Raw genomic sequence first — 23620 nt, forward strand, 5'->3', positions numbered from 1 at the left:
GCTCTCCCGAAAAATGCTTCAACGCCTGCAACATGGATTTGCAGAGAATCGTCGTGAATTGGTTGGTTATGAAGCGACCATGCTGAAGTTTGGCTTGTTTTGACAAGTCAAAAATGTAACGAGTGCAATTATGAGCAGGCCCGCACCCGATGTCCCGTCTTCGGCAGACGATGCCGCGATCGCTTCGCTGGGGGCGATGCAGCGGGCCAGCCCGGCGATGTACGCCAGGCGGCGGCGCATCCTGGGCGAAACGCGGCGGCTGATGAGCGAAGTAGGGGCGGATGGCTTCGGCATGCGCGAACTGGCGGACCGCTCGGGCGTCTCGCTGCGCACGCTCTACAATGCGTTCGGGAGCAAGGAAGTGCTGATCCTGGCGGCGATCCGCCAGTATTACGACAAGTTCCTGGTGGCGGTGACGGAACAGCGCAATCCCTATGATTTCGAAACCGTGATCGATACGGCGGTGGCGCTCAATCTGCGCAACCTGCAGATCCGGCCCTATCTCGCCGCGGTCGTATCGCTCTATTTCTCCAGCCAGTCAGGGCCGGAGGTGCGGGTGGAACTGCGCCGGGTCGGGGCGGGGTTCTTCCGGCCCTGGCTCGATGTGGCGCGGGCGCGGCGGCAGTTGCGGGACGGGGTCGACACCCATCGCGTGATCGCCAACCTTGCGGCGTTGCAGTTCGCGGTGAACCAGGAATGGCTGGCCGACGATATCGACGGCGCGGCGCTGCTGCCGGTGCTGCTCGAAGCGGTCTATACCTATCTGGCCGGGGTCACGCAGGGCGAAGCCGGGCAGCGGGTCGAAGAACTGCTCGCCGACGTGCGCGGTCCCCGCCGCCTGCTGGATGAGCGGATCGGCCGGATAGAAAACTGGCTGGCCCGGCTGCTCGGCGATGATGTCGACGCGATGGCGCGGCCGGGCTAGATTTGGAAAAAAGCGGGAAGAGGACAGGACCATGAACGAGGTTTTCGTTTACGACCATGTGCGCACGCCGCGCGGCAAGGGGCGGCCCGATGGCGCGCTCCACGAAATCCCGGCGGTGCAGCTTGTCACGCAGCAATTGCAGGCGTTGCAGCGCCGCAACGCGCTCGACACCGCGCTGCTCGATGATGTCGCCCTGGGCGTGGCGCAAGCAGTGGCCGAGCAGGGCGGCGTGCTGCCGCGCGCGGCGGTGCTGGCGGCGGGATATGCGCAGTCGGTCGCGGCGATCCAGCTCAACCGGTTCTGCGCTTCGGGGCTCGATGCGGTGAACTTCATCGCCGCCAACGTGCGTGCCGGGATGGCGGGAGCGGGGATCGGCGCGGGCGTGGAATCGATGAGCCGGGTGCCGTTCGGCAGCGATGCCGGGGCCTGGACCAGCGATCCGCGCATCGCCTTTCACAACCATTTCGCGCCGCAAGGCATCGGTGCCGATATCATCGCCACGATCGACGGCATCACCCGCCGCGACGTCGATGAGTACGCCGCCGAAAGCCAGCGCCGCGCCGGGCAGGCGTGGGCTGAAGGGCGGTTCGCCCGCTCGATCGTCGCGGTGACCGACCTCATCGGCGAAGTCGTGCTGGACCGCGACGAGGCGATGCGCCCCGGCACCAGCGCCGATGATCTGGCCGCGCTGAAGCCCGCGTTCGCCCCGCTGGCCAAGGCCGGGTACGAGCGGATCGCTCAGGAAATCTACCCGCAGATCGAGGCCTTGCAGAACGTCCACACCGGCGGCAATTCCAGCGGCATCGTCGATGGGGCCGCCGCGATGTTGCTGGGCGATGCCGCGTTCGGCGAAAAGGCGGGTCTGAAGCCGCGCGCGCGGATCGTATCGTGGGCCACGGTCGGTTCCGAGCCGACGATCATGCTCACCGCGCCCGAGACGGTGGCCATGAAGGCGTTGGCCAAGGCCGGCATGGCGGTCGCGGATATCGACCTGTTCGAGCTGAACGAGGCGTTCGCCAGCATGGTGCTGCGCTTCATGAACCGGCTGGGCATTGCGCATGACCGGATCAACGTGAACGGCGGGTCGATCGCGATGGGGCATCCCCTGGGCGCGACCGGGGTGATGATCCTGGGGACCGCGCTCGACGAACTGGAGCGCAGTGGAAAATCGACCGCGATGGCGCTGCTGTGCGCAGCCAATGGCCTGGGTTCGGCCACCATCATCGAACGGGTTTGAGGAGGGGGACATGACCATGCAGCACATGCGGCTCGACATCGGCCAGGACGGCATCGCCATTCTGACGCTGGACCAGCAGGGCGCGGCGGCCAACGTCATCTCCGATGCGTGGATGGCCGAGTTTGCCACTGTCCTCGATCAGCTCGGCGCAGCCGAAGGCTGTCGCGGTGTGGTGATCGTTTCCGCCAAGTCGACGTTCCTGGCCGGGGCCGACCTGGCGATGCTCGACGCCGCCTTCCCGACGATGACGCTGGCTTCGGGCTTTGCGCTCAGCCAGCAGATCAGCAAGCTGTTGCGCAGGCTCGAACTGCTCGGCAAGCCTGCCGCCGCCGTGATCGAAGGCGCGGCGCTGGGCGGGGGCTATGAACTCACGCTGGCGTGCCATCGCCGGTTCCTGCTTGATGATGCCAAGGCTGTCGTCGGCCTGCCCGAAGTGCAACTCGGCCTGCTGCCCGGTGCCGGCGGCACCCAGCGGCTGGGCCGGATGCTCGGTTCGCGCAAGGCCGGCGAGCTGCTGCTGAGCGGGCGCAGCGTGCGGCCCGCAGAGGCGCTGGAGCTTGGGCTGGTGGACGAACTGTTCGCCGCCGGACAGGGCGTTGAGGCAGCCAAGGCGTGGATTGCCAGCGGCCCGGACGCCACCAAGCCGTGGGATCGCAAGGGCTTTGCGATGCCGGAAAGCCGGGGGCTGGCGATACCCGAAGTCGCGGTCGGCTTTTCGATGGCAACGGCCGCCGTGGCCGGGAAGGCGGGGTTCAACATGCCAGCGCCGGTCGCCATCCTGTCGTGCCTGTTCGAAGGCCTGCAACTGCCGTTCGATCGCGCCCTTGCGATCGAAAGCAAGTATTTCGCGCGATTGCTGGTCGATCCGGTGGCGCGCAACCTGATCCGCACCACCTTCCTCGGTCGCAACGCCGCGCTCAAGGGCGCACGCCGTCCGGCCGATGTGCCGCGCCGCGACGTAAAGACGCTGGGTGTCGTCGGGGCCGGGCTGATGGGCTGCGGCATCGCTTCGGCGGCGGCGCAGGCGGGGATCGCGGTGGTGCTGGTCGATCGCGACCAGGCGACGGCCGAGGCCGGCAAGGCCCGCGTCGGCACCGGGCTTGAAAAGCTGGTGACCAAGGGGCGGCTCAAGGCTGAACAGGCGGAAACCATCCTTTCGCGGGTATCGCCGACCGCCGATTTCACCGCGCTCGCCCCGTGCGAGCTGGTGATCGAGGCGGTGTTCGAGGATGCCGCGATCAAGGCGGAAACGCTGCACAAGGTGGAAGCGGTGATCGCCGCCGATGCGATCTATGCCACCAATACCTCAACCCTGCCGATCACCGGCATTGCCGGCCAATCCGCGCGGCCCGATCAGGTCATCGGCCTGCACTTCTTCTCGCCTGTCGAACTGATGGAACTGGTCGAAGTGGTGATGGGCCGGCAGACCTCGCCGGTCACGCTCGCGGCGGGGCTCGATTTCCTGCGGCAGATCCGCAAGCTGCCGATCGTGGTGAACGATGGGCGCGGATTCTACACCAGCCGGGTAGTGCAGCGCTACATCATCGAAGGCGCGGCAATGCTGGCCGAAGGGGTGGAACCGGCGCGGATCGAGAATGCCGGGCGTTCGGCCGGCTATCCGGTTGGCCCGCTGGCGCTGCTGGACGAAGTGGCGATCGATCTGGCGATCCGCATCGTCGATCAGGCCATCGCGCAGGAGGGCGATGCTTACGAGGTGCCGCCCGGCGTCGAAATCCTGCGCCGGATGAAGGAGCTGGGCCGTTTGGGCCGCAAGACCTCGGCCGGCTTCTACGAATACGACGCGCCGGGCGGCAAGCGGCTGTGGCCGGGGCTGGCGGCGGAGTTCCCGGCGGCGGCCGAACAGCCCGACAGCGCGACGCTCAAGGAACGCTATCTCTATGCCCAGGCGCTCGAATCCGCGCGCTGTGTGGAAGACGGGATCATCGAACACGCGATCGATGCCGATCTCGGCTCGATCTTCGGGATCGGCTATCCCGCCTGGACCGGCGGCGCGCTGGGGTACATCGATACTGTCGGCGTCAAGGCGTTCGTTGCCCGGGCGGACGATTTTGCCGCGCGGTTCGGCCCCCGCTTCACGCCGCCCGCCTCGCTGCGCGAGAAGGCGGCGGCCTGAAGCGGATCAGGCGTTCGCTTCGGCCAGGTGCAGCAGGCGTTCGCTGTCCTCGGGGCTGACGATGGCGCGGGCGAGCAGGCTGGTGCCGATCACTGTCTGCCGCTCGAACTGTTCGTCGCTGATGTCGCGGTGGACCCATAGTTCAAGCACGCCGACGAAGTGCGCCATCATCGAGCGCGCGACGGCATCGACCAGCGCATCGTCGATGGTCCGCGCCGGATCGCTGGCGGCGCGCGCGGCGGTGTGCCAGAACCGCAGCGCCCGCGCCATGAACCTAGGCCGATGGTCCGGGTGCGACACGCTGAGCAGCACCAGATAGAGCGGACGCAGCAGTTCGGGATCGGCGAGGAAAGAGGCGACCGCGCTGCGGGTCGTCTCGATCACCCGGTCGGCCGGGCGCGGCTCGGTGAAGGCGAGGCCGGCTGCCGTGATCTGATCGAGCGAGCGTGCCAGCAGCGAATAGAGCAGGCCCTCTTTCGAGCCGAACAGGTTGAACGGGGTGGCAAAGGCCACGTCGGCCTGAGCGGCGAGGGTGCGGATCGGAAAGTCCGTCCCGCCGGTCTCGCGGATCAGCCGTTCGGCCACGTCGAGGATGGTTCCGCGCCGTAAATTCTTCTGCTGTTCGCGCTTGCTGATCTGGGTCACGATTATGACCTAGCCCTGTCAGTTGCGTTGAAGCAAGCAGCAGCCTGCCGGAATCGCGCCGCCGGTGGTGACGACGGCGGTGCGCGCGCCGCGAACCTGCCGTGCTCCCGCGTCTCCGCGCAGTTGCTGGACCGCTTCGATCAGGTGACCCCAGCCGTTCGAACGGCCGGCCGAAAGGTGGCCGCCATCGGTGTTGACCGGCAACGTGCCGCCGGGGCCGATGCGGCTGCCATCGCCGATGAACGCGGCAGCTTCGCCCGGCGCGCAAAAGCCCAGCGCCTCCAGCCACGAGACGAGGTTGAACGAAAAGCCGTCGTACAGCATTGCCACGTCGATATCGTCGGGCGTCAGATCGGTGCGCGACCACATGTGCGCAGCGGCACCGAAGACTTGCGGCTGATGCGTGAGGGTGCCCTGGTCCCACGATTGCGGTTCGGCCATGCGCGACCCCAGCGCCAGGACGCGGACCGCGGGGCCGCGCAAGTCCGGCGCGGTCTGGCGGGCAGAGACCACCACCGCCTTGGCCCCGTCGCACGGCATGTCGCAATCGGCCAGCCGCAGCGGCGTCGAGATTATCCGCGATGCGCGATAGCCGTCCAGCGTCAACGGTTCGCGCTGGAGCGCCAGCGGATTGCGCGCCGCCTGCGCCCGCGATGCGCTGACGATGGTGCCGAGGAATTCGGGATCGACCTGATAGCGGTGGCAATAGGCTCCGGCGTACAACGCCAGCCAGTTGGCTGGAGAGAAGCAGCCGAACGGCGCGGCAAAGGCGGGCTCGCCGGCCACGCGGCCATCCGGGTCGGCCAGCGCGCGCGGCGGATTGCGCGCCGCGAAGCTGGTTACGCACAAGACATGGCGGCACAAGCCTGCGGCGACGGCCAGCATGGCGGCCATGACCGCGCCGATCTGTCCCGGCACTTCGTTAGCGCCGCTATGCCAGACCGGGTTGATCCCCAGCGCCTGCTCCAGCCCGCGAACCCCGCCGCGTGACAGGCCGGGCATCCCGTCCGATCCGGGATAGCAGCAGATGCCGTCGATATCGGTGCGCTCCAGCCCCGCATCCGCCAGCGCGGCCAGCGCCGCATCCACGGCGAGCGCGGTCTGGGGGCGGCCAAGGCTGCGTCCCATCGCCGAGGCACCGACCCCGGAAATCACCACCCGGTCTTCCGGGCGCGGCTGGATGATCGCGGGCATCGGTGGCAGTACCGGCGGATCGAGCGTCACTGACGGCGGCGCAGAACCGGTGTCCGCGTCGGCTTCGAACAGCGGCAGCCACACCGATCCGTGCTGCTCGAAACGAATGCGAACCGGTGAGCCCGGGCCCAGCGCCGCTGCGCCTTCGCCGACGAGATTTGTGGTCAGGCGGACGGCGGGATCTTCGGCCAGGGCGACGATAGCGATGATGTAAGGCGGGCGCAGGGCGGGATGCCAAGGCTGGTCGTTGCGGGTGACGGTCAGCACCGTCGCCCGCCCGGAGACCGGGCGGTGGTCCGGTTCGCCAAGGCAGTGAGGACACAGCGTCTGCGCCGGGTGCAGCCAGCGCGCACAAGGCTCGCAGAAGCCGATCAGCAGCCGGCCTCCGGCCCTGGCGGTCCAGAACCAGCCGGTCTCTTCATCCAGCGTCGGTAACGGGCGCGGTGGGGGCGCGGGTGCGTTCATGGCGAGACGCGCAATGGCAGCGCCTTGACCCCGCGCGCCAGCAGTTGCGGGTGCCACTCGATCGGCCCGGCCAGCTCGATCTGCCCCCACCTACCAAGGATGCCGGGCACCGCGATCGCGGTTTCCAGCCGCGCCAGTTGCAGGCCCATGCAGCTATGCAGGCCATAGCCGAAGCCGAGATGCTGGCGCTCGCTCATGCGGTCGAGGATCAGCGCGTCGGGATCGTCGAACACCAGCGGATCGTGATTGCCGGCGGCGACGATCAGGAACACTCGCTGCCCCGCTTTCATCGGCACCCCCAGCGCATCGGTACCCTCGCGCACCACGCGGGTGATCGCCTTGCCCGAGCCGTTGTAGCGCAGGAATTCCTCAACCGCCGGCCCGGCAGCGACCTCGCCGTTGCGCAGCCTTGCCATTTCACCCGGGTGCTCGATCAGGGCGATGATCGCGTTGCAGATCAGGTTGGCAGTGGTTTCCGATCCGGCGAACAGCACCAGCGTGCAGGTGGCGAGGATTTCCTCCTCGCTCAGCGCCTCTTCCGCGTCGCGCGCGCGGATCAGTTCGCTCAGCAGGTTGTCGCCCGGCGTTTCGCGATAGCGCGCCAGCAGCGTGCGCACATAGATCAGCAGTTCCTCCACCCCCTGCGCCAGCAGGTCGTAGCGGCTGGCATCGTCCAGGCTGGCACCGATGATCGGTCCGAACAGGCGGTGCCAGTCGGCGAATCGGTACCGGTCTTCCGGCGGCACCCCCAGCATTTCGGAAATGACGGAGGCCGAGAACGGCACGGCCACGTCCTGAAGCAGATCGATCTCGCCGGAACCGGGCGCAGCGGCGATCACGGTTTCGAAAAGTTCGGCAAAGCGCCCGGCGAGCCGCTCCATCGCCTTGCTCATGAAGGCCTGGTTGATCAGCTTGCGCAGCCGCAGGTGCTTGGGCTTGTCGTTGAACACCAGCCAGTTCGCCAGCACGTCGAATGCGGCGCGTACCTTGGGGTCGGTGTCCGGGCCGCTCAGCTTGCGGTCGATGAACGGCCGGATGCGATCCGAGGAAAATGCGCGGTCATCGCGCAGGGCACGGGCGATCTGCGGATAGCCGGTCACGATCCACGATCGCGAGCGGCGGTCCCATACCACCGGATTCGCATCGCGCAGCGCCCCGAAATAGCCCGCAGGATCGCGCACCGCGTCTGGGCCGACGATATCGAGATCATACTCCGGCACCGCTATCTCGCTGATTTCAGGCATCTTCTTTCCCCTCGCCGCTGGTGTCGATCACCGCCTTTGCCGGTTTTCAATTCCTTCGAAAAAACCCGTTGCACTTTTTATATCATGATATACCAAAATAAGAGAACAGTGCGGACGAAGTCAATCGTGATCCGCAATCACGGGAGAGAGTTGGACCGATGAACGTGCGCGATCTCATGCGACAGGCCGTGACCACGAACCGCCGGCGCACGGCCGTTGTCCATGATGCGCGGCGCATCACCTTCGGTGAAGCGTGGGACCGGGCGACGCGGTTCGCCAACGGCCTGCTGGCGCTGGGGTTGCAGCCGGGCGATCGGGTCGGCGTGCTGGAGGACAACAGCTTCGAATCGGTCGATATCATCGCCGGTTGCGCGATCGCCAATCTGGTCCGCGTGCCGCTCTACGCCCGCAACGCGGTCGATATCCATGCGCACATGCTGGCCAATACCCAGTGTCGCGCACTGGTGGCGAGCGACCGCTATGCAGCCGAAGCGGCGGCGCTGGGCGATGTGGTCGAGCATGTGCTGGTCCGTGATGCCGGCTACGAAGGGTGGCTGGCGGCGCAGAGCGCGATTGAGCCTGACATCCGCATCGAGCCGCAGGACTGGTACATCATCCGCCATACCGGCGGCACCACCGGCCGCCCCAAGGCGGTCGCCTATTCGCACCGGAGCTGGCTCTCAGCCTGCCGCGACTGGTTCTACATCTTCCCGCAAGTCGTCGCCGGCGATTCCTGCCTGCACTGCGGGCCGATCTCGCACGCATCGGGCTATCAGTTCCTGCCGGTGTGGTTCGCCGGTGGCTGCAACGTGCTGATCGACCATTTCGAGCCCGAACTGGTGCTGGACCTGATCGAGCACGAACGGATCGGCTATTTCCAGGCGGTGGCGGCGATGCTGCGGGCGATGATCGATTTCCCCGGTTCCGCCGCCCGCGACTTCTCCTCGCTCAAATGCGTTCTGGTCGGTGCAGCGCCGGTCAGTGATCGGACCGCGCTGGAGGCTCGCGCCCTGCTCGGCGATGTACTGTACCAGGGGTACGGCGAAACCGAAGTGCTGCCGATCGCCTTCATGGGGCCGCAGCAGTGGTTCGCCGAAGTCGAAGGGTCAGCGCCGCTGCGCGCCTGCGGCATGGTCATGCCGTTTTCGCGGGTGGAAATCTGGGACGAGGAGAACCGGCCGCTGCCGCTGGGCGAGATAGGCGAGATCGTTGCCCAGTCCGACGGGATGATGAGCCAGTTCTGGAACGATCCCGAGGCCAGCGCCGAGCGCATGGTGGATGGCTGGATCAAGACCGGTGACATCGGCCGGATCGACATTAACGGCTATGTCTACCTGATCGATCGGGCCGCCGACACGATCATCTCGGGCGGATACAACATCTATCCCGGCGAGATCGAGCGGGTGATCGCGAACGATCCGCGGGTCACTGAAGTTGCCGTGTTCGGGGTTCCGCACGCTCGCTGGGGCGAAAGCCCGATGGCGCTGTGCGTGCTCGCGGCAGGGGCCGAGATGGCCGAGCGTGACGTGATCGATCTCGTGGCCCGCGAACTGGGAGGATACCAGAAGCCGTCCCGCGTGGAGTTCAGCCGTGCGCCGCTGCCACGCAGCGCCGTGGGCAAGATCAACCGCAAGCAGTTGCGCGAACCCTATTGGCAGGGAGCCGGCCGCCGCGTTGCGGGAAGCTGAGATTTTGGGAGGAATTCCCCTTCGCGCATGAGGGACATCGCGGAGGGGCAACGCACAAGAGGAGGGATGCCCGATGGAAGTAGGCTACATGATGTTCCTGTCCAACCTGCATGACAACATGCCGGACGACGCCATGATCCGCGAGGAACTGCGTATCGCGGAAATGGCCGAAGGGCTGGGCTACAACACGATCTATTGTCCCGAACACCACTTCGAGGACTACTCGATGGCGGTCGACAGCCACCAGATCCTGTCCTGGCTCGCCGCGCGCACCGAAAAGATCAAGCTGGGCAGCGCCTGCATCGTCCTGCCCTGGTGGACCCAGCCTGCGCGCGTGCTGGGCCGCATCACGACGATGGATGCGATGACGAACGGGCGCTACGTGATCGGCTTCGCGCGCGGCCTGGCCCGCAAGGAGTTCGAAGTTTTCGGTGTGCCGATGGACGAATCGCGCACCCGCTTCGATGAAATGGCGGCGATGCTGGTGAAGGGCCTGGAAACCGGCGTGATCCAGGGTGATGGCCCGCATTTCCCGACCCCGGCGACGGAAATCCGGCCGCTGCCTTCGGTGTCGCTCAAGGACCGGCTCTACTGCGTGGCGATGTCGCCGGATTCGGCGAAGCAGATCGCGATGCACGATTGCCGGATGATGACCTTCGTTCAGTTCGCCATGGAAAAGCACCTGGGCAACATCGACATCTTCCGCAACGAGTTCCGCAGGAACCACGGCAAGGAGCCGGGCCCGACGCTGCTGGTAGACTTCACCTACTGCCACGAAGATGCCGGTCACGCCGAAAAGATGATGCAGAAGCACATGGCGGCGAACTACGTCTCGCTGCTCAAGCACTATGAATTCATGGCCGATTACCACAAGGAACTGAAGGGCTACGAAGCCTATGGCGAATCCGCCAAGTTCCTGAATTCGCTTGGTCTTGAAGATGCCGTGCAGGATTACATCCAGCACCAGTGCTGGGGCACGCCACAGCAGATCCTCGACAAGCTGGATGCACGCCGCGCGATCATCGGCGATTTCGAATGGAACTCGATCACCAGCTACGCCGGCCTGCCTTACGCTGAGGTCGAGAACTCGATGCGCATGCTGGGCAAGCACGTCATCCCCGAACTCAAGACCTGGTGAACGGGCCCACACGGAGAGTATGAGCATGATCGGTCCGGCCGACGATTTCCTGATCCACCAGACGCATGAGCCGGTTCGCTATGCGGCAACCAGCGATCGTCGTTTTTACGATCGCTACTTCTTCACCGGCCACCGTTGCGCCGACGATCTGTTCTTCATGATCGGGATCGGGGCTTATCCGAACCTGGGGGTCATCGATGCCTTCGGCTCGGTTGCCCTGGGATCGCGGCAGTACACAACCCGCGCCTCGCGCGAGCTGGGCTCGGACCGGATGAACACGCGCGCCATCGGCCCGTTCCATGTCGAAGTGCACGAGGGGCTCAAGCGCCTGTCGGTGCGCTGCGACCCGGCAGAGGGGCAGGCGGTGCATTTCGCGCTGGAATGGAACGCGGCGGTTCCCGCCTTCGAGGAGCCGCCGATCCTCCAGCGCGTGATGGGCCGGGTGATGGAACAGGCCACCCGCCTGATCCAGACCGGCACCTGGAGCGGCTACATCGCCTGCGAGGGGCAGGTGATAGAGCTCGATCCGGACACCGCCTGGGGCGCGCGCGATCGCAGTTGGGGCGTTCGCTCGATCGGCCTTGAACGCGAACCCAAGGGCATCCAGCAGGCCAAGGGCGCGAACAAGGCCCGCACGACGCTGTGGATCTGGTCGCCGATGCAATTCGGCGACGAGACGGTACATTTCTCGCTCTCCGAGTATCCCGATGGTCGCCGCGATATCGAGACGGTGCGGCGCATGCCCGGCTTCGGCGCGGATGGTGCGGCCGCGGTCGAGGAAATGCTGGGCGGTGCCGAGCATGACCTGCGGTTCGATCTCGAAACCCGCGAACTGCTGGAAGGGTCTTCGATCAGCTATCTCGAGGCGGATGGCACGCGCCGTCACGTCAGGCTGACGCCGCTGCGCCGGGCCTATCTGCGCGCAGGCACCGGCTATGGCGGCCCCGATCCGTGGCGGCACGGAATGTATATGGGCGAAGACTGGTGCCACTCGGTCACTTATGACCTCTCCGATCCGGCGGTGACCGCCAAGATCGGCCCGACCCATGTGCTGTGCCGGATGGAGCGCGACGATGGCGCGGTGGGTTACGGCACGTTCGAAACCCAAGTGTTCGGGGCCTATCCGCGTTACGGGTTCCACGAGTGACCGGGGCAACGCCGCAGGACATGGCGCGGGCGCTGACGCACGTGCTGGGCACGCAATGGGGCAGGGACGTTGCGATCAGTGCTCTCAGGCGACTGACCGGCGGCACGTCGCACGATAGCTGGGCATTCGATGCCGATGATGGCGCGGTGGTGCATCCGCTGATCCTGCGCCGCGAATTCGCGGGGGCGGCGCTCGATGTGTCGCTGGCGGCGGAATGCGATCTGCTGCACGCGCTCCATGCGCAAGGGTTGCCGGTGCCGCGCACGATCGCGCAGGGAGCCGCCGGGTCGCCGGTCGGTACCGCCTACGCAATTTGCGAAAGGCTGTCGGGCGGCGATCTGCGCAAGCGGTTGGCGGGCCCCGAGCCGGACCGGCCGGCGCTGGGGCTGGCGCTGGTGGCAGCCCAGGCGCGCCTCCACGATTGCGAGGTGGCGCGGCTGCCGGCGCGGTTCCTGTCTGAGCACGGATATCGCAGCCCGGCGCAGCAGGTCGATACCTGGTCCGCCATCGCGCTGGACGGTATCGGCGCGGGCGACGCGCTGCTGGTCGCCGCCATCGACCGGCTGCGCCGCGCATGCCCCGCGCCGGGCGAACCACGGCTCGTCCACGGCGATTTCAAGACCAACAACGTGGTCTGCGATGATGATGGCCGGCTGGCGGTGATCGATTGGGAACTGGCGCATCTCGGCGATCCGCTGGAGGACCTGGCTTGGACGATGCTGTGGACCACGCCGTTCGATCTGGTCGGCGGCATCTATCCGGCCGACGCTTATCTGGCCGCTTACGAAGCGGTGGCCGGTAGGTCGGTCGATCGCGGACGGCTGGCGTTCTGGAACCTGTTCGCGCTAGTCAAGCTCGCGGCGATCTTCGTGCGTTCCGCCAGCCTGGCAGGCGAGGGCGGGGCTGCCCGGTTGCGCCCGACCCATGCGATGCTGTTGCGCGCAATGCCGTGGATCGATGCGCAACTGGCGCGGCAGATCGCGGCGCTGGCACCGGTCGCAGCGGAGGCGGTGCGATGATCTCACCCTTTGAAACGCTGGACGCGGTGCGTGCCTTCCTCGCTGATACGCTGCTGGCCGAAACCCCGGCGCACTTGCGCAGCGAACTGCGCGCCGCGATCAAGCTGCTCGCCGAAACCGGGGCCCAGCTCGACGCCCTGCCCGCGCTGTTGCCTGCGGAAAGCGGCGCGCTGCTCGATCTGATCGACGAAGCCGGGGCGACGCAAACCGAAGACCTCCGCTGCCGCCTTGCGGCCGGGCCGGCTGCGCTGACGGACCAACTGGCGTTGCAGGACGCGATCGGCATCCGGGTCGGGGAAGTGCTGTGCGCGCTGCACGGGCGCAGCGATCCCGCCGCCGCCGATCTTGCCGCGCGCATCGTCGCCACGCTCGCCGGCCAGGCGCAGGCCCGGCTCGGCTGGCAATCGGTATTCGCAACTGGAGAGGAACCCGGATGACCACCCCATTGGCGGATGCCGCCACCCGCGCGCTGGAACTGCTGCGGCCCGATACCCTGCTGGACGGACTGGGCGGGGCGGCGCAAGGCACGCATGCCGTCGTCGATCCTGCCCGCGATGCGGTGGTGTTCGAAGCGCCGCTGGCCGGGGGCACGCTGATCGATGCCGCCGTCGGGCGCGCGGCAGCCGCGCGGCAGGGCTGGGCGGCCGATCCGGCAGTGCGGGCTGCTGCGCTTACGGCGATGGCCGATGCGGTGGCCGGGGCCAGGTCCGCGCTGGCGCATCTCCTCGCGCTCGAAACCGGGCTCCCGCTGGCGGTGGCGACGGACGAGATTTCGGTGGGCGAGTTTTTCCTGCGCCGCCGCGCGGCTTATGTCGCGCCGGTCGACACGCTGGTTGATGATGGTCGCCAGCGCATCGAAGTGGCGCGCCATCCGGCCGGGGTCGTTGCCGCGATCCTGCCGTGGAATGCGCCGATCATGATCGCTTGCGAAAAGATCGGCAGCGCCTTCGCCGCCGGCAACACGGTGGTCGTCAAGACTTCGCCGCTGGCCCCGCTGGCGGTGCTTTACCTTGCCCAACTGGTGCAGCCGTTAGTGCCCGACGGGGTGTTGCAGGTGCTGAACGGCGATGATGCTGCCGGGCGGGCGCTGGTGGAACATCCCGGTGTTGGCATGGTGTCGTTCACCGGCAGCATCCGCGCCGGGCGCGCGATCATGGCTGCCGCCGCGCCAACGCTGAAGCGGTTGTCGCTGGAACTGGGCGGCAACGACGCCGCGATCGTGCTGGCCGATGCCGATCTGCGCAAGACTGCCGCCAAGCTGTTCTTCGGAGCTTTCTACCGCACCGGGCAGGTCTGCGCCGCGATCAAGCGGCTCTACGTGCCCCGCGCGCAGTACGATGGCTGGGTTGATGCGCTCGGCACGCTGGCGCGCCAGGCGGTGCCGGGCGGGCAGTTCGATCCAGAGACCACGCTGGGTCCGATCTCCAACCGGGCGCAGTTCGATCGCGTGCAGGCGCTGGTGGCGGCTTCAGTGGCAGCGGGCGGGGTGATCGCCAGCGGCGGCAAAGCGCTTGATCGCGCCGGGTTCTTCTTCGAACCGACGATCGTGCGCGATGCTGCGGCGGACAACCCGCTGGTGGCCGACGAGCAGTTCGGCCCGGCGCTGCCGGTCATCGCTTATGACGATGAGGAGGAGGCGATCGCGGCGGCCAACGGCACCCAGTTCGGCCTCGGCGGCTCGATCTGGACCGAGGACGTGGAACGCGGGCTCGCGCTGGCGCGGCGGCTGGAGGCCGGCTCGGCCTGGGTCAACCGCCACGGGCTGGTGCAGCCCGAGGTGCCGTTCGGCGGCATGAAGCAAAGCGGGATCGGCCGGGCCAACGGCCAGGCCGGGATGGATGCCTATGCCGAGCTGCAGACGCTGAGCGTCGCCCTGCCGCGCAAGGCGGGATAGCCCGACAGCAAAGGGAGAGCGGGAGATGGAGGCAGGAATGGCGATCACGCACACGATGACGCCGCTGGGCGGCAAGGGCCACTTCTTCGAAGGGGCCCGCTGGCGCGACGGTGCCTGGTGGGTGTCCGATCTTTATGCCCACGAGGTGCTGCGCATCGCGCCGGACGGCGCGACGCGGGTCATCGCGCGGGTGGATGGCCAGCCTTCGGGCTTGGGGTGGCTGGCGGATGGCACCTTGCTGGTGGTGTCCATGAAGGATCGCCGGGTGATCGCGGTGGCGGCGGACGGGACCACGCGGGTGCACGCCGATATCCGCGCGCTAACCGCCTGCTATGCCAACGATATGGTCACCGATGCGCGCGGCAACGCCTGGGTCGGCAATCTCGGCTTCGACCTGTTCGTAGGCGAGAAGCCGCGCCCCGCCGACCTCGTCCACGTAGCGCCCGACGGCACGGCGCGGATCGTCGCGGCCGATCTGCTGTTCCCCAACGGCATGGTCGTCACCCCGGATGGCCAGACGCTGATCGTGGCGGAAACCTTCGGGGCCCGGCTGTCCGCATTCGCGATTCGGCCGGACGGATCGCTGGGCGATCGGCGGGTCTGGGCCGAAGTCGGCCGGATGCCACCATGGGACGAGCTGCATTCGCTGCTCCAGACCGACATCATGCCTGATGGCTGCGCGATCGAGGCGCAAGGGTGCGTGTGGATGGCCGATGCGATGGGCGCGCGGGTGGTCCGGGTGGCGGAAGGCCGTGGCATCATTGCTGAAATCGCCGCGCCGCCCGGGATGGGGCTCTATTCCTGCGCACTGGGCGGGGCCGACGGCAACCAGTTGCTGGTCTGCTGCGCCCCCGATTACGACGACCTGAAACGGGCCGCCGTGCGCGAGGCCCAGCTTTTCATCATCGACCTGCCGGCTTTCATGGTATCCAAAGCATGAAAGTGCCTGTGCAAGCCAGCGCCCATCCGGCATCGACCCACTTGACAATCTGCCGGTGTCCGCGCATTTCAGTAAAAACAAACAGTTGTTTTAGGTGAGAGAATGATGAGCAAGGAACCGGATTTTGACGCTGTTGTGATCGGTGCCGGCATTACCGGAATGTACCAGACCTATCGCCTCCGCGAGCAGGGGTTCCGCGTGAAAGGCATCGAAGGCGCGCCCGATGTCGGTGGTGCGTGGTTCTGGAACCGCTATCCCGGTTGCCGGGTGGATTCCGAGAGCCACACCTACAGCTATTACTGGTCCGAGGAACTGCTGCAGGGGTTCAACTGGACGGAGCGGTTCGCCGGCCAGCCCGAAGTGCTGAGCTATCTCCAGACCGCCGCAGACCTGATGGACATCCGCAAGGACTATATCTTCAACCAGCGCGTGCGCTGGGCACGCTGGGACAACGAGAACAGCTACTGGATCATCCAGCTTGAAGAAGGCGGCTCGATCCCGATGACCGCGCGCTTTCTGTTTTCCGCGATGGGCCCGCTCTCGGCCCCGCAGATGCCCAACGTGCCGGGCATCTACACGTTCGAGGGCCAGTGGTGGCACACCGGCCGCTGGCCGCGCGATCCCGACAGCAACTTTGGGGCCAAGATCGATTTCACCGGCAAGCGCGTGGCGGTTGTCGGCACCGGCGCTTCGGGCGTGCAGGTGATCCAGGAAATGGCCAAGGTCGCCAAGGATCTTTACGTCTTCCAGCGCTCGCCCAACTGGTGCTGCCCGCTCGGCAACGCGCCGCTCAGCCAGGCAGAGATGGACGAGATCAAGGCGAATTACGAAGAGCTCAACAACTTCTGCAACACCACGCTGTCGGGCTTTCCGCACAAGTGGATCGACAAGAACGCGGTCGATGTCTCGCCCGAGGAGCGTGAGGCGACCTGGGAGGATCTCTATCAGGGGCCGGGGTTCCGGCTGTGGCTGGGCAATTACAAGGATTACCTGGAGAACCCGGAATCCAACGCGCTCGTCACCGAATTCGTCAAGAAGAAGATCCGCCAGCGGGTGAAGGATCCGGCGATCGCCGAGAAGCTGATCCCGACCGATCACGGTTATGGCACCCGCCGCATCCCGCAGGAAACCAAGTATTTCGAATGCTACAACCAGGATAACGTCCACCTGATCGACCTGCGGGAAACGCCGATGGAGCAGGTGGAGGCCAATGGCATCCGCACTTCGGACGGCAAGCTCTACGAAGTCGATGTCATCGTCTACGCCACCGGTTTCTACGCTATCCGGGGTTCGCTCAGCCGGATCGAGGTCTATGGCAAGGACGGCAAGTCGCTGAACGAGCTGTGGCGGGAAGACGGCGTCAAGACCTACCTGGGCCTGATGATCGACAACTACCCGAACTTCTTCACGCTGGTCGGCCCGCAGAACGGCACCGTTTTCTGCAACATCCCGCGCTGCTCGGCGACCGCGATCGACTGGAACGAAGGGCTGATGAACTTCGTCAAGGAGCACCACGTCAAGGTGCTGGAAGCGGCACCCGAGGCGCAGGAGGAATGGAACGAGCTGTGCCACGAACTGCTCAGCCATGGCCTGATCGGCAAGGTGAATTCGTGGTTCACCGGCGTGAACAAGAACGTGGCCGGGGCGCAGAAGCGCGAGGTGCTGTTCTATGCCGGCGGCAACCAGGCGTTCAAGGACCTGTGTAAGGACATCGAGGGCGATAACTGGCGCGGCTTCCTGTTCGATGGCGCGCCTGCCGAAAAGCTTGGCGAGCCTGCGTGAACGTAGCCGGGTTCCTTGAAGCGCGCCTTTCGCTTGCGGGCAAGGTTGCGCTGGTCACCGGTGCGGCCAGCGGCATCGGCCGCGCCACTGCGGCTCTGCTGGCCCAGCTTGGTGCGACGACGGTCTTTCTCGACCGCGACCGGGCCATGCTGGACGAGGCGGTGGCGGAATGCCGGGCGCGGGGTGGTGCCGCGCATGGTGTGCTGATCGACCTGTCCGATGCAGCCGCGATAGAGCAGGCGTTCGCCGGCATCGCCGGGGAACACGGCGGGATCGACGTGCTGGTCAATTCGGCGGCGATGAACGTATCGGGGGCCAGCGTCGATTACGAACTCGACACCTGGCACAAGGTGCTGGACGTCAACCTGACCGGGCTGTTCGTAGCCAGCCGCTGTGCCGCGCGGTCGATGATCGATCGCGGGGTGGGCGGGGCGATCGTCAACGTCGCATCCGTTGGCGGGTTGAGCGCCGGGATCACGGGCCGGGCGAATGCCAACCCTTCCTATCGCGCCAGCAAGGGCGGGGTAGTCAACCTGACCCGCGCGCTGGCGGTGGAGTGGGCGGGCAAGGGGATCCGGGTCAACGCCGTCGCGCCCGGTTATGTCCGCACGCCAATGATCAAGCGCCTGACCGACGATCCTGCCCGCGAGGCGGCGACCGCCGAGAAAGTCCCGCTCGGCCGGCTTGCCGAACCGGAGGAGATCGGCTGGGTGATAGCCTTCCTCGCCGGCGAGGGCGCATCGATGGTCACCGGCCAGATCATTCCCGTGGACGGCGGCCTGCTGTCCTGATCGCAAAGAGCTGCAGTCATGTCCAAGCACAAGAAGCCTCATGTCCATCCGGTGGACGAAGCCTGGCTGGCGCGCGGCGCGGAAGTGCCGGTGGGTCCGGTGATCGAAATCGTCGATTCCCACATTCACCTGTGGGATTTCAGCGATCCTGCCTACTTCGTGGAAACCTATACGCGCGATGCCGTATCGGCCGGAATCACGGCCTCGGTCTATGTCGATTGCACGATGGCCTATCGCGAGGATGGCCCGGTTGAACTCGAGCCGGTCGGCGAGGTGGCCTTCGCCCGCGCCCAGGCCGAGGCGGCGCCTGGCCCCGTAGACGTCGCGGCGGCCATCGTCGGCTGGGCTGACCTCACTTTGGGTGATGCGGTGGCTCCGGTGCTGGCGGCGCTGGAACAGGCCGGTGGCGGGCGGTTTCGCGGCGTTCGCGCGCGCGCTACGTATGATCCGGACCCCAGGGCCGGCTATGGCGCGGACGGCATCGGTCCGGGGCTGATGCTGCGCGACGACTTCCGCAGGGGCGTTGCGCAGGTGCAGGCAGCGGGCCAGGTTCTCGATCTCTATGCCTTCCATACCCAGCTTGGCGAGGTGGCAGACCTGGCCCGGGCTTTCCCGGACCTGCCGATCGTGCTCAACCACATCGGCGGGCCGCTGGGCATCAGCCACTATGCCGACGAACGCGAACAGGTCTTCGCGCGCTGGGCGGAAGGCATGGCCGGGCTGGCCCCGCTCGCCAATGTCTCTGTCAAGATCGGCGGATTCGCCATTTCGCGGCTGGCCATCGTGAGCGCCGATGGCCGCGAGGCTCCGCCATCATCGCACGAAGTGGCTGATCTGTGCCAGCCTTGGGTCGATCATTGCCTGGCCGGCTTCGGGGCGGGGCGCTGCATGTTCGGGAGCAACTTCCCGGTCGACAAGGCGGCTATGCCGCTGCTGACGCTGGTCAACGCCATGAAGCATCTGACCGCGCCCCTCGGCAGCGACGGGCAGCAGGCGTTCTTCGCCGGTAACGCGCGCGCCGTCTATCGCATCTGACGGGGCGGCTGCCCCTTCGCATCATCAAAAGGTTGCTGTCCCGCCATGGTTTCGCATGCCCTCCAAGGTTTGAAGGTTCTGGACCTGTCGCGCGTCCTTGCCGCCCCGTTCGCGGGACAGATGCTGAGCGATCTGGGGGCGGAGGTCATCAAGGTCGAGGCGATGGGCGGGGACGATACCCGTACTTGGGGCACGCATTATTTCCGCGCCATCAATCGCGGCAAGAAGAGCATCGCTGTCAATCTCAAGGATCCGCGCGGGCAGCAACTGGTGCGCACGCTGGCGCTGCGTTCCGACATCATGCTCGAAAATTTCAAGGTGGGCGATCTCGCCCGCTACAGGCTGGACTATGAAAGCCTGAGCGAGGCCAACCCCGGCCTCATCTACCTCTCGGTCACCGGCTTCGGCCAGACCGGACCACGCAGCGCGCAGCCCGGGTACGATACGATCATCCAGGGGATGACCGGGATCATGACGCTGTGCGGGGAGCCCGATCGCCCGCCCGCCCGCGCGGGCCTGCCGATGGTCGATATCATGTCCGGCATGGTCGGCTCGGTCGGCGTCCTTGCCGCGCTGAACGAACGTGCGCGGAGCGGCAAGGGGCAGCGGATCGACGTTTCGCTGTTCGATGTCGGCATCATGATGCTGGTCGATGCCGGGCAGGACTATCTCGACCATGACCACGTGCAGAGCCGGCTGGGCGGGATCAACCGCAATTTCTCTCCCGGGCAGCCGTTCCAGACCAGCGACGGCTGGGTCACCCTGGCTGTGGCGAACGACGACCAGTTCCGGCGCATGTGCAAGGCGATGGACCTTGCCGAATTGCCGGACGATGCCCGCTTCATGACTAACACCGATCGCGTGCGCAACCGTGCCGAACTCTCCGCCCTGCTGGCGCCGCGCTTCATAACTGCCCCGACCGCCGAGTGGGAAGCTGCATTCCGGGCAGCAATGGTGCCGCTCAGCCCGATCTTCGACATCGCCGAGGCGATGGCCGACGCGCAGAGCGGTGCGCGAAACCTGATCTGGCCGGTTGGTCCGGATGGCATGCGGCTGATCGCGAACCCGCTCCAGCACATGAGCCGGACGCCCGCGCGGCCCGCCGCGCCGCCGCCCGAACTGGGGCAGGATACCGCAGCGGTCTTGCTTAATGAGCTCGGCTTCAGCATGGAGGAGATCGAAGGCTTGGCGCGTGACGGTGTGATCCGCTGTGCGCCCGGCTCGACAGTCGCCGCAGACTGATAGTGAACTGGCCGCCTCAGCCAGCAAAAAGCACCGGAAATCCGGGCATACGGACGGGAGATCAGGTGCGATGACAGGACCAGAGGCGCAGTCGCCACAAGTCGATATTCAGGATGAGCCCTCGGGCGGTCTGCGGGCCTGGTGTATGTTAGGCGTACTCATTATGGCCTACACATTCTCCTATCTCGATCGCCAGTCGCTGACGTTGCTGGTCGGGCCGATCAAGGCATCGCTGGACATTTCCGATACCCACCTCAGCCTGCTTCACGGCTTTGCCTTTGCCATCTTCTATTCGATCCTGGGCCTGCCGATCGGCCGTCTGGTGGATAGCCGCAAGCGGACCCGGATCGTGGCGATCGGCATCGTCGTGTGGAGCGTGATGACCGCCGCCTGCGGCCTGGCCCGCAATTTCACGCACCTGTTTCTCGCCCGGGTCGGCGTGGGCGCGGGCGAGGCGGCGCTGTCTCCGGCGGCCTATTCGCTGATCAGCGACAGCTTTCCGGCGCGGCGGCTGCCGCTGGCGCTCAGCATATACAACTGCGCCATCTATCTGGGCGCGGGGCTGGCGACGATCATCGGCGGTGCGATCATTTCCGCCATGCCGGCGACGACGGTGCCGGTGATCGGCCATCTGGAGCCATGGCAGGCGGTGTTCATCGTGATCGGCCTGCCCGGCGTTCTCGTCGCCGCGCTGGTGCTGACGCTGCGCGAACCCCGGCGCACCCGGGTCAAGGCGGGAGCGGTAAACGGGTTTGCCGATACCCGCCGCTATTTCTTCGCGCATCTGCGCACTTACGGCCTGCTGATGCTGGCGGCTTCGATGCTGACGCTGGTGTGGAACGCGCCGCTGGCGTGGTACCCGACATATCTCATGCGCGTGTTCGGGTGGACTACCGCCGAGGTCGGTTCGCGGTTCGGAACGGTGATCCTGATTTCCGGGGTGTGCGGCGTGCTTTCGGGGGGTGTGCTGGCGGGGTGGTTGCGCGGCAAAGGCGTTGCCGATGCCTATATCCTCCTTGGCCTGATCGCCTGCGCCTTGGCAGTTCCCGCCGGGCTGGTGAGCGGGCTGGTAGGGTCGGCCTGGGTGGTACTGGCACTGGTCTTCGTGTTTCAGTTCGGCTGTGCCATCCCGTTCGGCGGCCTTGCGGCGGCGTTGCAGGAGATCACCCCGAACCAGATGCGCGGCCAGATGACGGCACTCTATCTGCTACTCGCCAATCTGTTCGGGATCGGCCTTGGTCCCACGGTCGTGGCAGCCTTCACCGATCATGTGTTCGGCAACGAAATGGCGATCGGCCATTCGATCACCGCCACCGTGGCTCTGGCCGGGCCTTTCGCGGCCCTGCTGTTCTGGCTGTGCCGCCGCCCTTACCGCCATACGCTGGCGAACCTGGAGTTTTAGGCGGACATCATAGCCCCAACCGCTCCCTTGCCAGCGCCGCGAGGAGGAACTTCTGGGGGCGTCCGGTGGGGGTGAGCGGAACTTCCGCGGCTGAGATGAACAGCACGTGGCGGGGTACCTTGAAGCGCGCCAGACGGGCGGCGCAGTGGCTGAGGATCGTATCGGCCAGTGCGGCCTCGCCGTCACCCGCCGCCACGATGCACAGGCAGCCCGTCTCGCCCATGCGCGGGTCCGGCACGCCCACCGCCAGCGCCTGTTGCACCCCGGGGAGGCCGGACACCAGGTCCTCGATCTCGCGCGGCATCACCATTTCGCCGCCGCAGCGGTAGCTTTCCTTGATCCGCCCGGTCAGCCGCAAGTGCCCGCCGGGCAGCAGCCGGCCGATATCGCCGGTGCGCAGCCAGTCATCGGGGGTGAATGCCTCGCGCGTTTCGTCGTCCTTGCCGAAGTATCCGCAGGTCACCACCGGCCCGCGCACCTGCAGTTCCCCGTCCGCGCCTTCGGGCAGGACAGTGCCGCTGACCGGATCGGCGACGCGGTAACGGGCGACCAACCCGTCCAGCGCCGGATCGCCGGCAATCCCGGCCAGCTTTTCCCGGCCGTTGGTGTCCAGCAGCGGCCCGTCGCCGTCCTCGGCCCGGGTGCAGACCGCAGACGCGGTGGTTTCGGTCATGCCATAGGCGGTGTGGATTTCGCGGGGGCCGAGGATGGTGCGGATCTGGTCCCACACGCCGGGCACGTTCGCTCCGCCGCTGTTGAAATAGGCGAGAAGATGCGCAGGGCGGGCCCCGCGTGCCTGCGCCGCTTCCAGGAGCTGGTGCGTCATTACCGGTACGCACACCATGTCGGTCGCGGCATGGCGATCGGCGAGATCGAGCATTGCGGCGGGATCGAACACCGTCTGCGGGATGATCGCGCCGCCGGCGAACAGCGCCGCCACGAAACATTCGACATAGCCGAACACATGATACATCGGCAGCGCGAACAGCACTCGGCGGCCGTCCTCGAAAGCACGCGTCAGGGCCGAGGAATAGCCCGCGCGCAGGATCATGTCGTGCGTGAGCATGACGCCCTTGGGGCGGCCGGTGGTGCCGGAGGTGTAAACGATGTCGCTCAGCGTATCGGCGCGCCCGGGGCCTTCGTGCGCTGCCAGCGCGGCATCGTCATCCGCGCTCGCCATCGCGGCGAGCGCGTCAAAGTTGAGGAATCCGGTCTGGCCCACAGCACCCTGGAGGATCACCTGTTCGAGGCCCTCCACCCGGCGCAGCACGGCGGCGAGATCGGGGCGATAATCGCGATCGCGCAAGGCATCCATGGCGAAGACGAATCGGGAGCCCGATTGCTCCAGCACGTAAGCCAGCTCGTCCTCGCGCAGCAGGTAATTGATCGCTACCGCCACCGCGCCCGCCCGCGCGATGGCCAGCTTGGCGATCACGAATTCGGGGTGGTTGGCCATGATCAGCGCCACCCGGTCACCCGGCTGCACCCCGAGCGCGACCAGCCCGGCGGCAACGGCGCGCGAAGCGCGGGCGGCTTCGGCGTAAGTCCAGCAGTGCGTGTCGGTCAGGATCAGCGGGCGATCGGGAAACTGAGTGGCGATCCGTTCGAACAGCACGTGAAGCCGGCAATCCGGCCACTGCGGATAACGCGATTCCAGCATTTTGCGCCGTTCCTGCGGCGTGTTCACAAGCCTGCTCT

At 66.6% G+C, this 23620-nt stretch carries 19 protein-coding genes; 15 read left to right on the forward strand and 4 right to left on the reverse strand.

The annotated features are described in order from the left end of the window. Positions 1-130 precede the first annotated feature (130 nt). The 3 genes from IE122_RS00840 to IE122_RS00850 are packed head-to-tail and all read left to right on the forward strand — an operon-like array spanning position 131 to position 4296. Positions 131-925: a TetR/AcrR family transcriptional regulator gene (locus tag IE122_RS00840; protein ID WP_189619200.1), complete on the forward strand. Its 795-nt coding sequence runs from the start codon at positions 131-133 to the stop codon at positions 923-925. A gap of 31 nt (positions 926-956) precedes the next feature. Continuing rightward, positions 957-2162: an acetyl-CoA C-acetyltransferase gene (locus IE122_RS00845; protein ID WP_189619201.1), complete on the forward strand. Its 1206-nt coding sequence runs from the start codon at positions 957-959 to the stop codon at positions 2160-2162. Between the two features lie 10 nt (positions 2163-2172). Then, complete coding sequence (locus tag IE122_RS00850; protein WP_229813609.1) at positions 2173-4296, forward strand: 3-hydroxyacyl-CoA dehydrogenase NAD-binding domain-containing protein; 2124 nt, start codon at positions 2173-2175, stop codon at positions 4294-4296. Positions 4297-4302: 6 nt separating this feature from the next. Here IE122_RS00850 and IE122_RS00855 read toward each other — a convergent pair whose 3' ends face one another. The 3 genes from IE122_RS00855 to IE122_RS00865 are packed head-to-tail and all read right to left on the reverse strand — an operon-like array spanning position 4303 to position 7844. Then, positions 4303-4941 (reverse strand): TetR/AcrR family transcriptional regulator, encoded by a 639-nt coding sequence (locus IE122_RS00855; RefSeq protein ID WP_189619202.1) that lies wholly within the window; start codon positions 4939-4941, stop codon positions 4303-4305. 18 nt (positions 4942-4959) lie between these two features. Next, positions 4960-6600: a thiolase C-terminal domain-containing protein gene (locus IE122_RS00860; RefSeq protein WP_189619203.1), complete on the reverse strand. Its 1641-nt coding sequence runs from the start codon at positions 6598-6600 to the stop codon at positions 4960-4962. Further along, the gene (locus tag IE122_RS00865; RefSeq protein WP_189619204.1) at positions 6597-7844 is read right to left on the reverse strand and encodes a cytochrome P450; all 1248 of its coding nucleotides are present in this window, start codon (positions 7842-7844) and stop codon (positions 6597-6599) included. Before IE122_RS00865 ends, IE122_RS00860 begins: the two co-directional genes overlap by 4 nt. Before the next feature lie 158 nt (positions 7845-8002). On the opposite strand from IE122_RS00865, the gene IE122_RS00870 reads away from it, so the two are divergent. From IE122_RS00870 to IE122_RS00925, 12 genes are all read left to right on the forward strand, one after another. Beyond that, entirely contained in the window at positions 8003-9532 is a 1530-nt protein-coding gene (locus IE122_RS00870; RefSeq protein WP_189619205.1) for a class I adenylate-forming enzyme family protein, read from the forward strand. Positions 9533-9605: 73 nt separating this feature from the next. Next, a complete protein-coding gene (locus IE122_RS00875) occupies positions 9606-10670 on the forward strand; it encodes an LLM class flavin-dependent oxidoreductase (protein ID WP_189619206.1) in 1065 nt (354 codons plus the stop codon). A gap of 25 nt (positions 10671-10695) precedes the next feature. Beyond that, entirely contained in the window at positions 10696-11817 is a 1122-nt protein-coding gene (locus IE122_RS00880) for an Rv3169 family protein (RefSeq protein ID WP_189619207.1), read from the forward strand. Next, positions 11814-12836 (forward strand): phosphotransferase family protein, encoded by a 1023-nt coding sequence (locus IE122_RS00885; RefSeq protein WP_189619208.1) that lies wholly within the window; start codon positions 11814-11816, stop codon positions 12834-12836. Before IE122_RS00880 ends, IE122_RS00885 begins: the two co-directional genes overlap by 4 nt. After that, the gene (locus tag IE122_RS00890) at positions 12833-13273 is read left to right on the forward strand and encodes a hypothetical protein (RefSeq protein ID WP_189619209.1); all 441 of its coding nucleotides are present in this window, start codon (positions 12833-12835) and stop codon (positions 13271-13273) included. Before IE122_RS00885 ends, IE122_RS00890 begins: the two co-directional genes overlap by 4 nt. Beyond that, positions 13270-14730, forward strand: a complete 1461-nt coding sequence (locus tag IE122_RS00895) for an aldehyde dehydrogenase family protein (protein WP_189619210.1) — start codon at positions 13270-13272, stop codon at positions 14728-14730. Before IE122_RS00890 ends, IE122_RS00895 begins: the two co-directional genes overlap by 4 nt. 37 nt (positions 14731-14767) lie before the next feature. Beyond that, positions 14768-15670 carry an SMP-30/gluconolactonase/LRE family protein gene (locus tag IE122_RS00900; RefSeq protein WP_229813610.1) on the forward strand — a complete coding sequence of 301 codons (903 nt, stop codon included), beginning with the start codon at positions 14768-14770 and terminating at the stop codon, positions 15668-15670. Positions 15671-15775: 105 nt separating this feature from the next. After that, a complete protein-coding gene (locus IE122_RS00905; protein ID WP_189619211.1) occupies positions 15776-17452 on the forward strand; it encodes a flavin-containing monooxygenase in 1677 nt (558 codons plus the stop codon). Continuing rightward, entirely contained in the window at positions 17449-18243 is a 795-nt protein-coding gene (locus IE122_RS00910; RefSeq protein WP_189619212.1) for an SDR family NAD(P)-dependent oxidoreductase, read from the forward strand. The genes IE122_RS00905 and IE122_RS00910 overlap by 4 nt, the downstream gene beginning before the upstream one ends. 18 nt (positions 18244-18261) lie before the next feature. Further along, positions 18262-19278, forward strand: coding sequence for an amidohydrolase family protein (locus IE122_RS00915; RefSeq protein WP_189619213.1), 1017 nt, complete (start codon positions 18262-18264; stop codon positions 19276-19278). A gap of 69 nt (positions 19279-19347) precedes the next feature. Beyond that, positions 19348-20520: a CaiB/BaiF CoA transferase family protein gene (locus tag IE122_RS00920; protein WP_229813611.1), complete on the forward strand. Its 1173-nt coding sequence runs from the start codon at positions 19348-19350 to the stop codon at positions 20518-20520. 163 nt (positions 20521-20683) lie between these two features. Further along, complete coding sequence (locus IE122_RS00925; protein ID WP_189619215.1) at positions 20684-21922, forward strand: spinster family MFS transporter; 1239 nt, start codon at positions 20684-20686, stop codon at positions 21920-21922. A 7-nt stretch (positions 21923-21929) separates the two neighbouring features. On the opposite strand, the gene IE122_RS00930 is transcribed toward IE122_RS00925, so the two are convergent. Further along, positions 21930-23582: a class I adenylate-forming enzyme family protein gene (locus IE122_RS00930; RefSeq protein ID WP_189619216.1), complete on the reverse strand. Its 1653-nt coding sequence runs from the start codon at positions 23580-23582 to the stop codon at positions 21930-21932. Positions 23583-23620: the final 38 nt, after the last annotated feature.

The organism is Novosphingobium colocasiae (genome assembly GCF_014652555.1).
Lineage (GTDB): Bacteria > Pseudomonadota > Alphaproteobacteria > Sphingomonadales > Sphingomonadaceae > Novosphingobium > Novosphingobium colocasiae.

What these genes read in the sequence shown, in the direction of transcription:
- IE122_RS00840 (WP_189619200.1), top strand. Translation starts at nt 131, where the DNA reads ATGAGCAGGCCCGCACCCGATGTCCCGTCTTCGGCAGACGATGCCGCG.
- IE122_RS00845 (WP_189619201.1), top strand. Translation starts at nt 957, where the DNA reads ATGAACGAGGTTTTCGTTTACGACCATGTGCGCACGCCGCGCGGCAAG.
- IE122_RS00850 (WP_229813609.1), top strand. Translation starts at nt 2,173, where the DNA reads ATGACCATGCAGCACATGCGGCTCGACATCGGCCAGGACGGCATCGCC.
- IE122_RS00860 (WP_189619203.1), bottom strand. Translation starts at nt 6,600, where the DNA reads ATGAACGCACCCGCGCCCCCACCGCGCCCGTTACCGACGCTGGATGAA.
- IE122_RS00865 (WP_189619204.1), bottom strand. Translation starts at nt 7,844, where the DNA reads ATGCCTGAAATCAGCGAGATAGCGGTGCCGGAGTATGATCTCGATATC.
- IE122_RS00870 (WP_189619205.1), top strand. Translation starts at nt 8,003, where the DNA reads ATGAACGTGCGCGATCTCATGCGACAGGCCGTGACCACGAACCGCCGG.
- IE122_RS00875 (WP_189619206.1), top strand. Translation starts at nt 9,606, where the DNA reads ATGGAAGTAGGCTACATGATGTTCCTGTCCAACCTGCATGACAACATG.
- IE122_RS00880 (WP_189619207.1), top strand. Translation starts at nt 10,696, where the DNA reads ATGATCGGTCCGGCCGACGATTTCCTGATCCACCAGACGCATGAGCCG.
- IE122_RS00890 (WP_189619209.1), top strand. Translation starts at nt 12,833, where the DNA reads ATGATCTCACCCTTTGAAACGCTGGACGCGGTGCGTGCCTTCCTCGCT.
- IE122_RS00895 (WP_189619210.1), top strand. Translation starts at nt 13,270, where the DNA reads ATGACCACCCCATTGGCGGATGCCGCCACCCGCGCGCTGGAACTGCTG.
- IE122_RS00900 (WP_229813610.1), top strand. Translation starts at nt 14,768, where the DNA reads ATGGCGATCACGCACACGATGACGCCGCTGGGCGGCAAGGGCCACTTC.
- IE122_RS00905 (WP_189619211.1), top strand. Translation starts at nt 15,776, where the DNA reads ATGAGCAAGGAACCGGATTTTGACGCTGTTGTGATCGGTGCCGGCATT.
- IE122_RS00915 (WP_189619213.1), top strand. Translation starts at nt 18,262, where the DNA reads ATGTCCAAGCACAAGAAGCCTCATGTCCATCCGGTGGACGAAGCCTGG.
- IE122_RS00925 (WP_189619215.1), top strand. Translation starts at nt 20,684, where the DNA reads ATGGCCTACACATTCTCCTATCTCGATCGCCAGTCGCTGACGTTGCTG.
- IE122_RS00930 (WP_189619216.1), bottom strand. Translation starts at nt 23,582, where the DNA reads ATGCTGGAATCGCGTTATCCGCAGTGGCCGGATTGCCGGCTTCACGTG.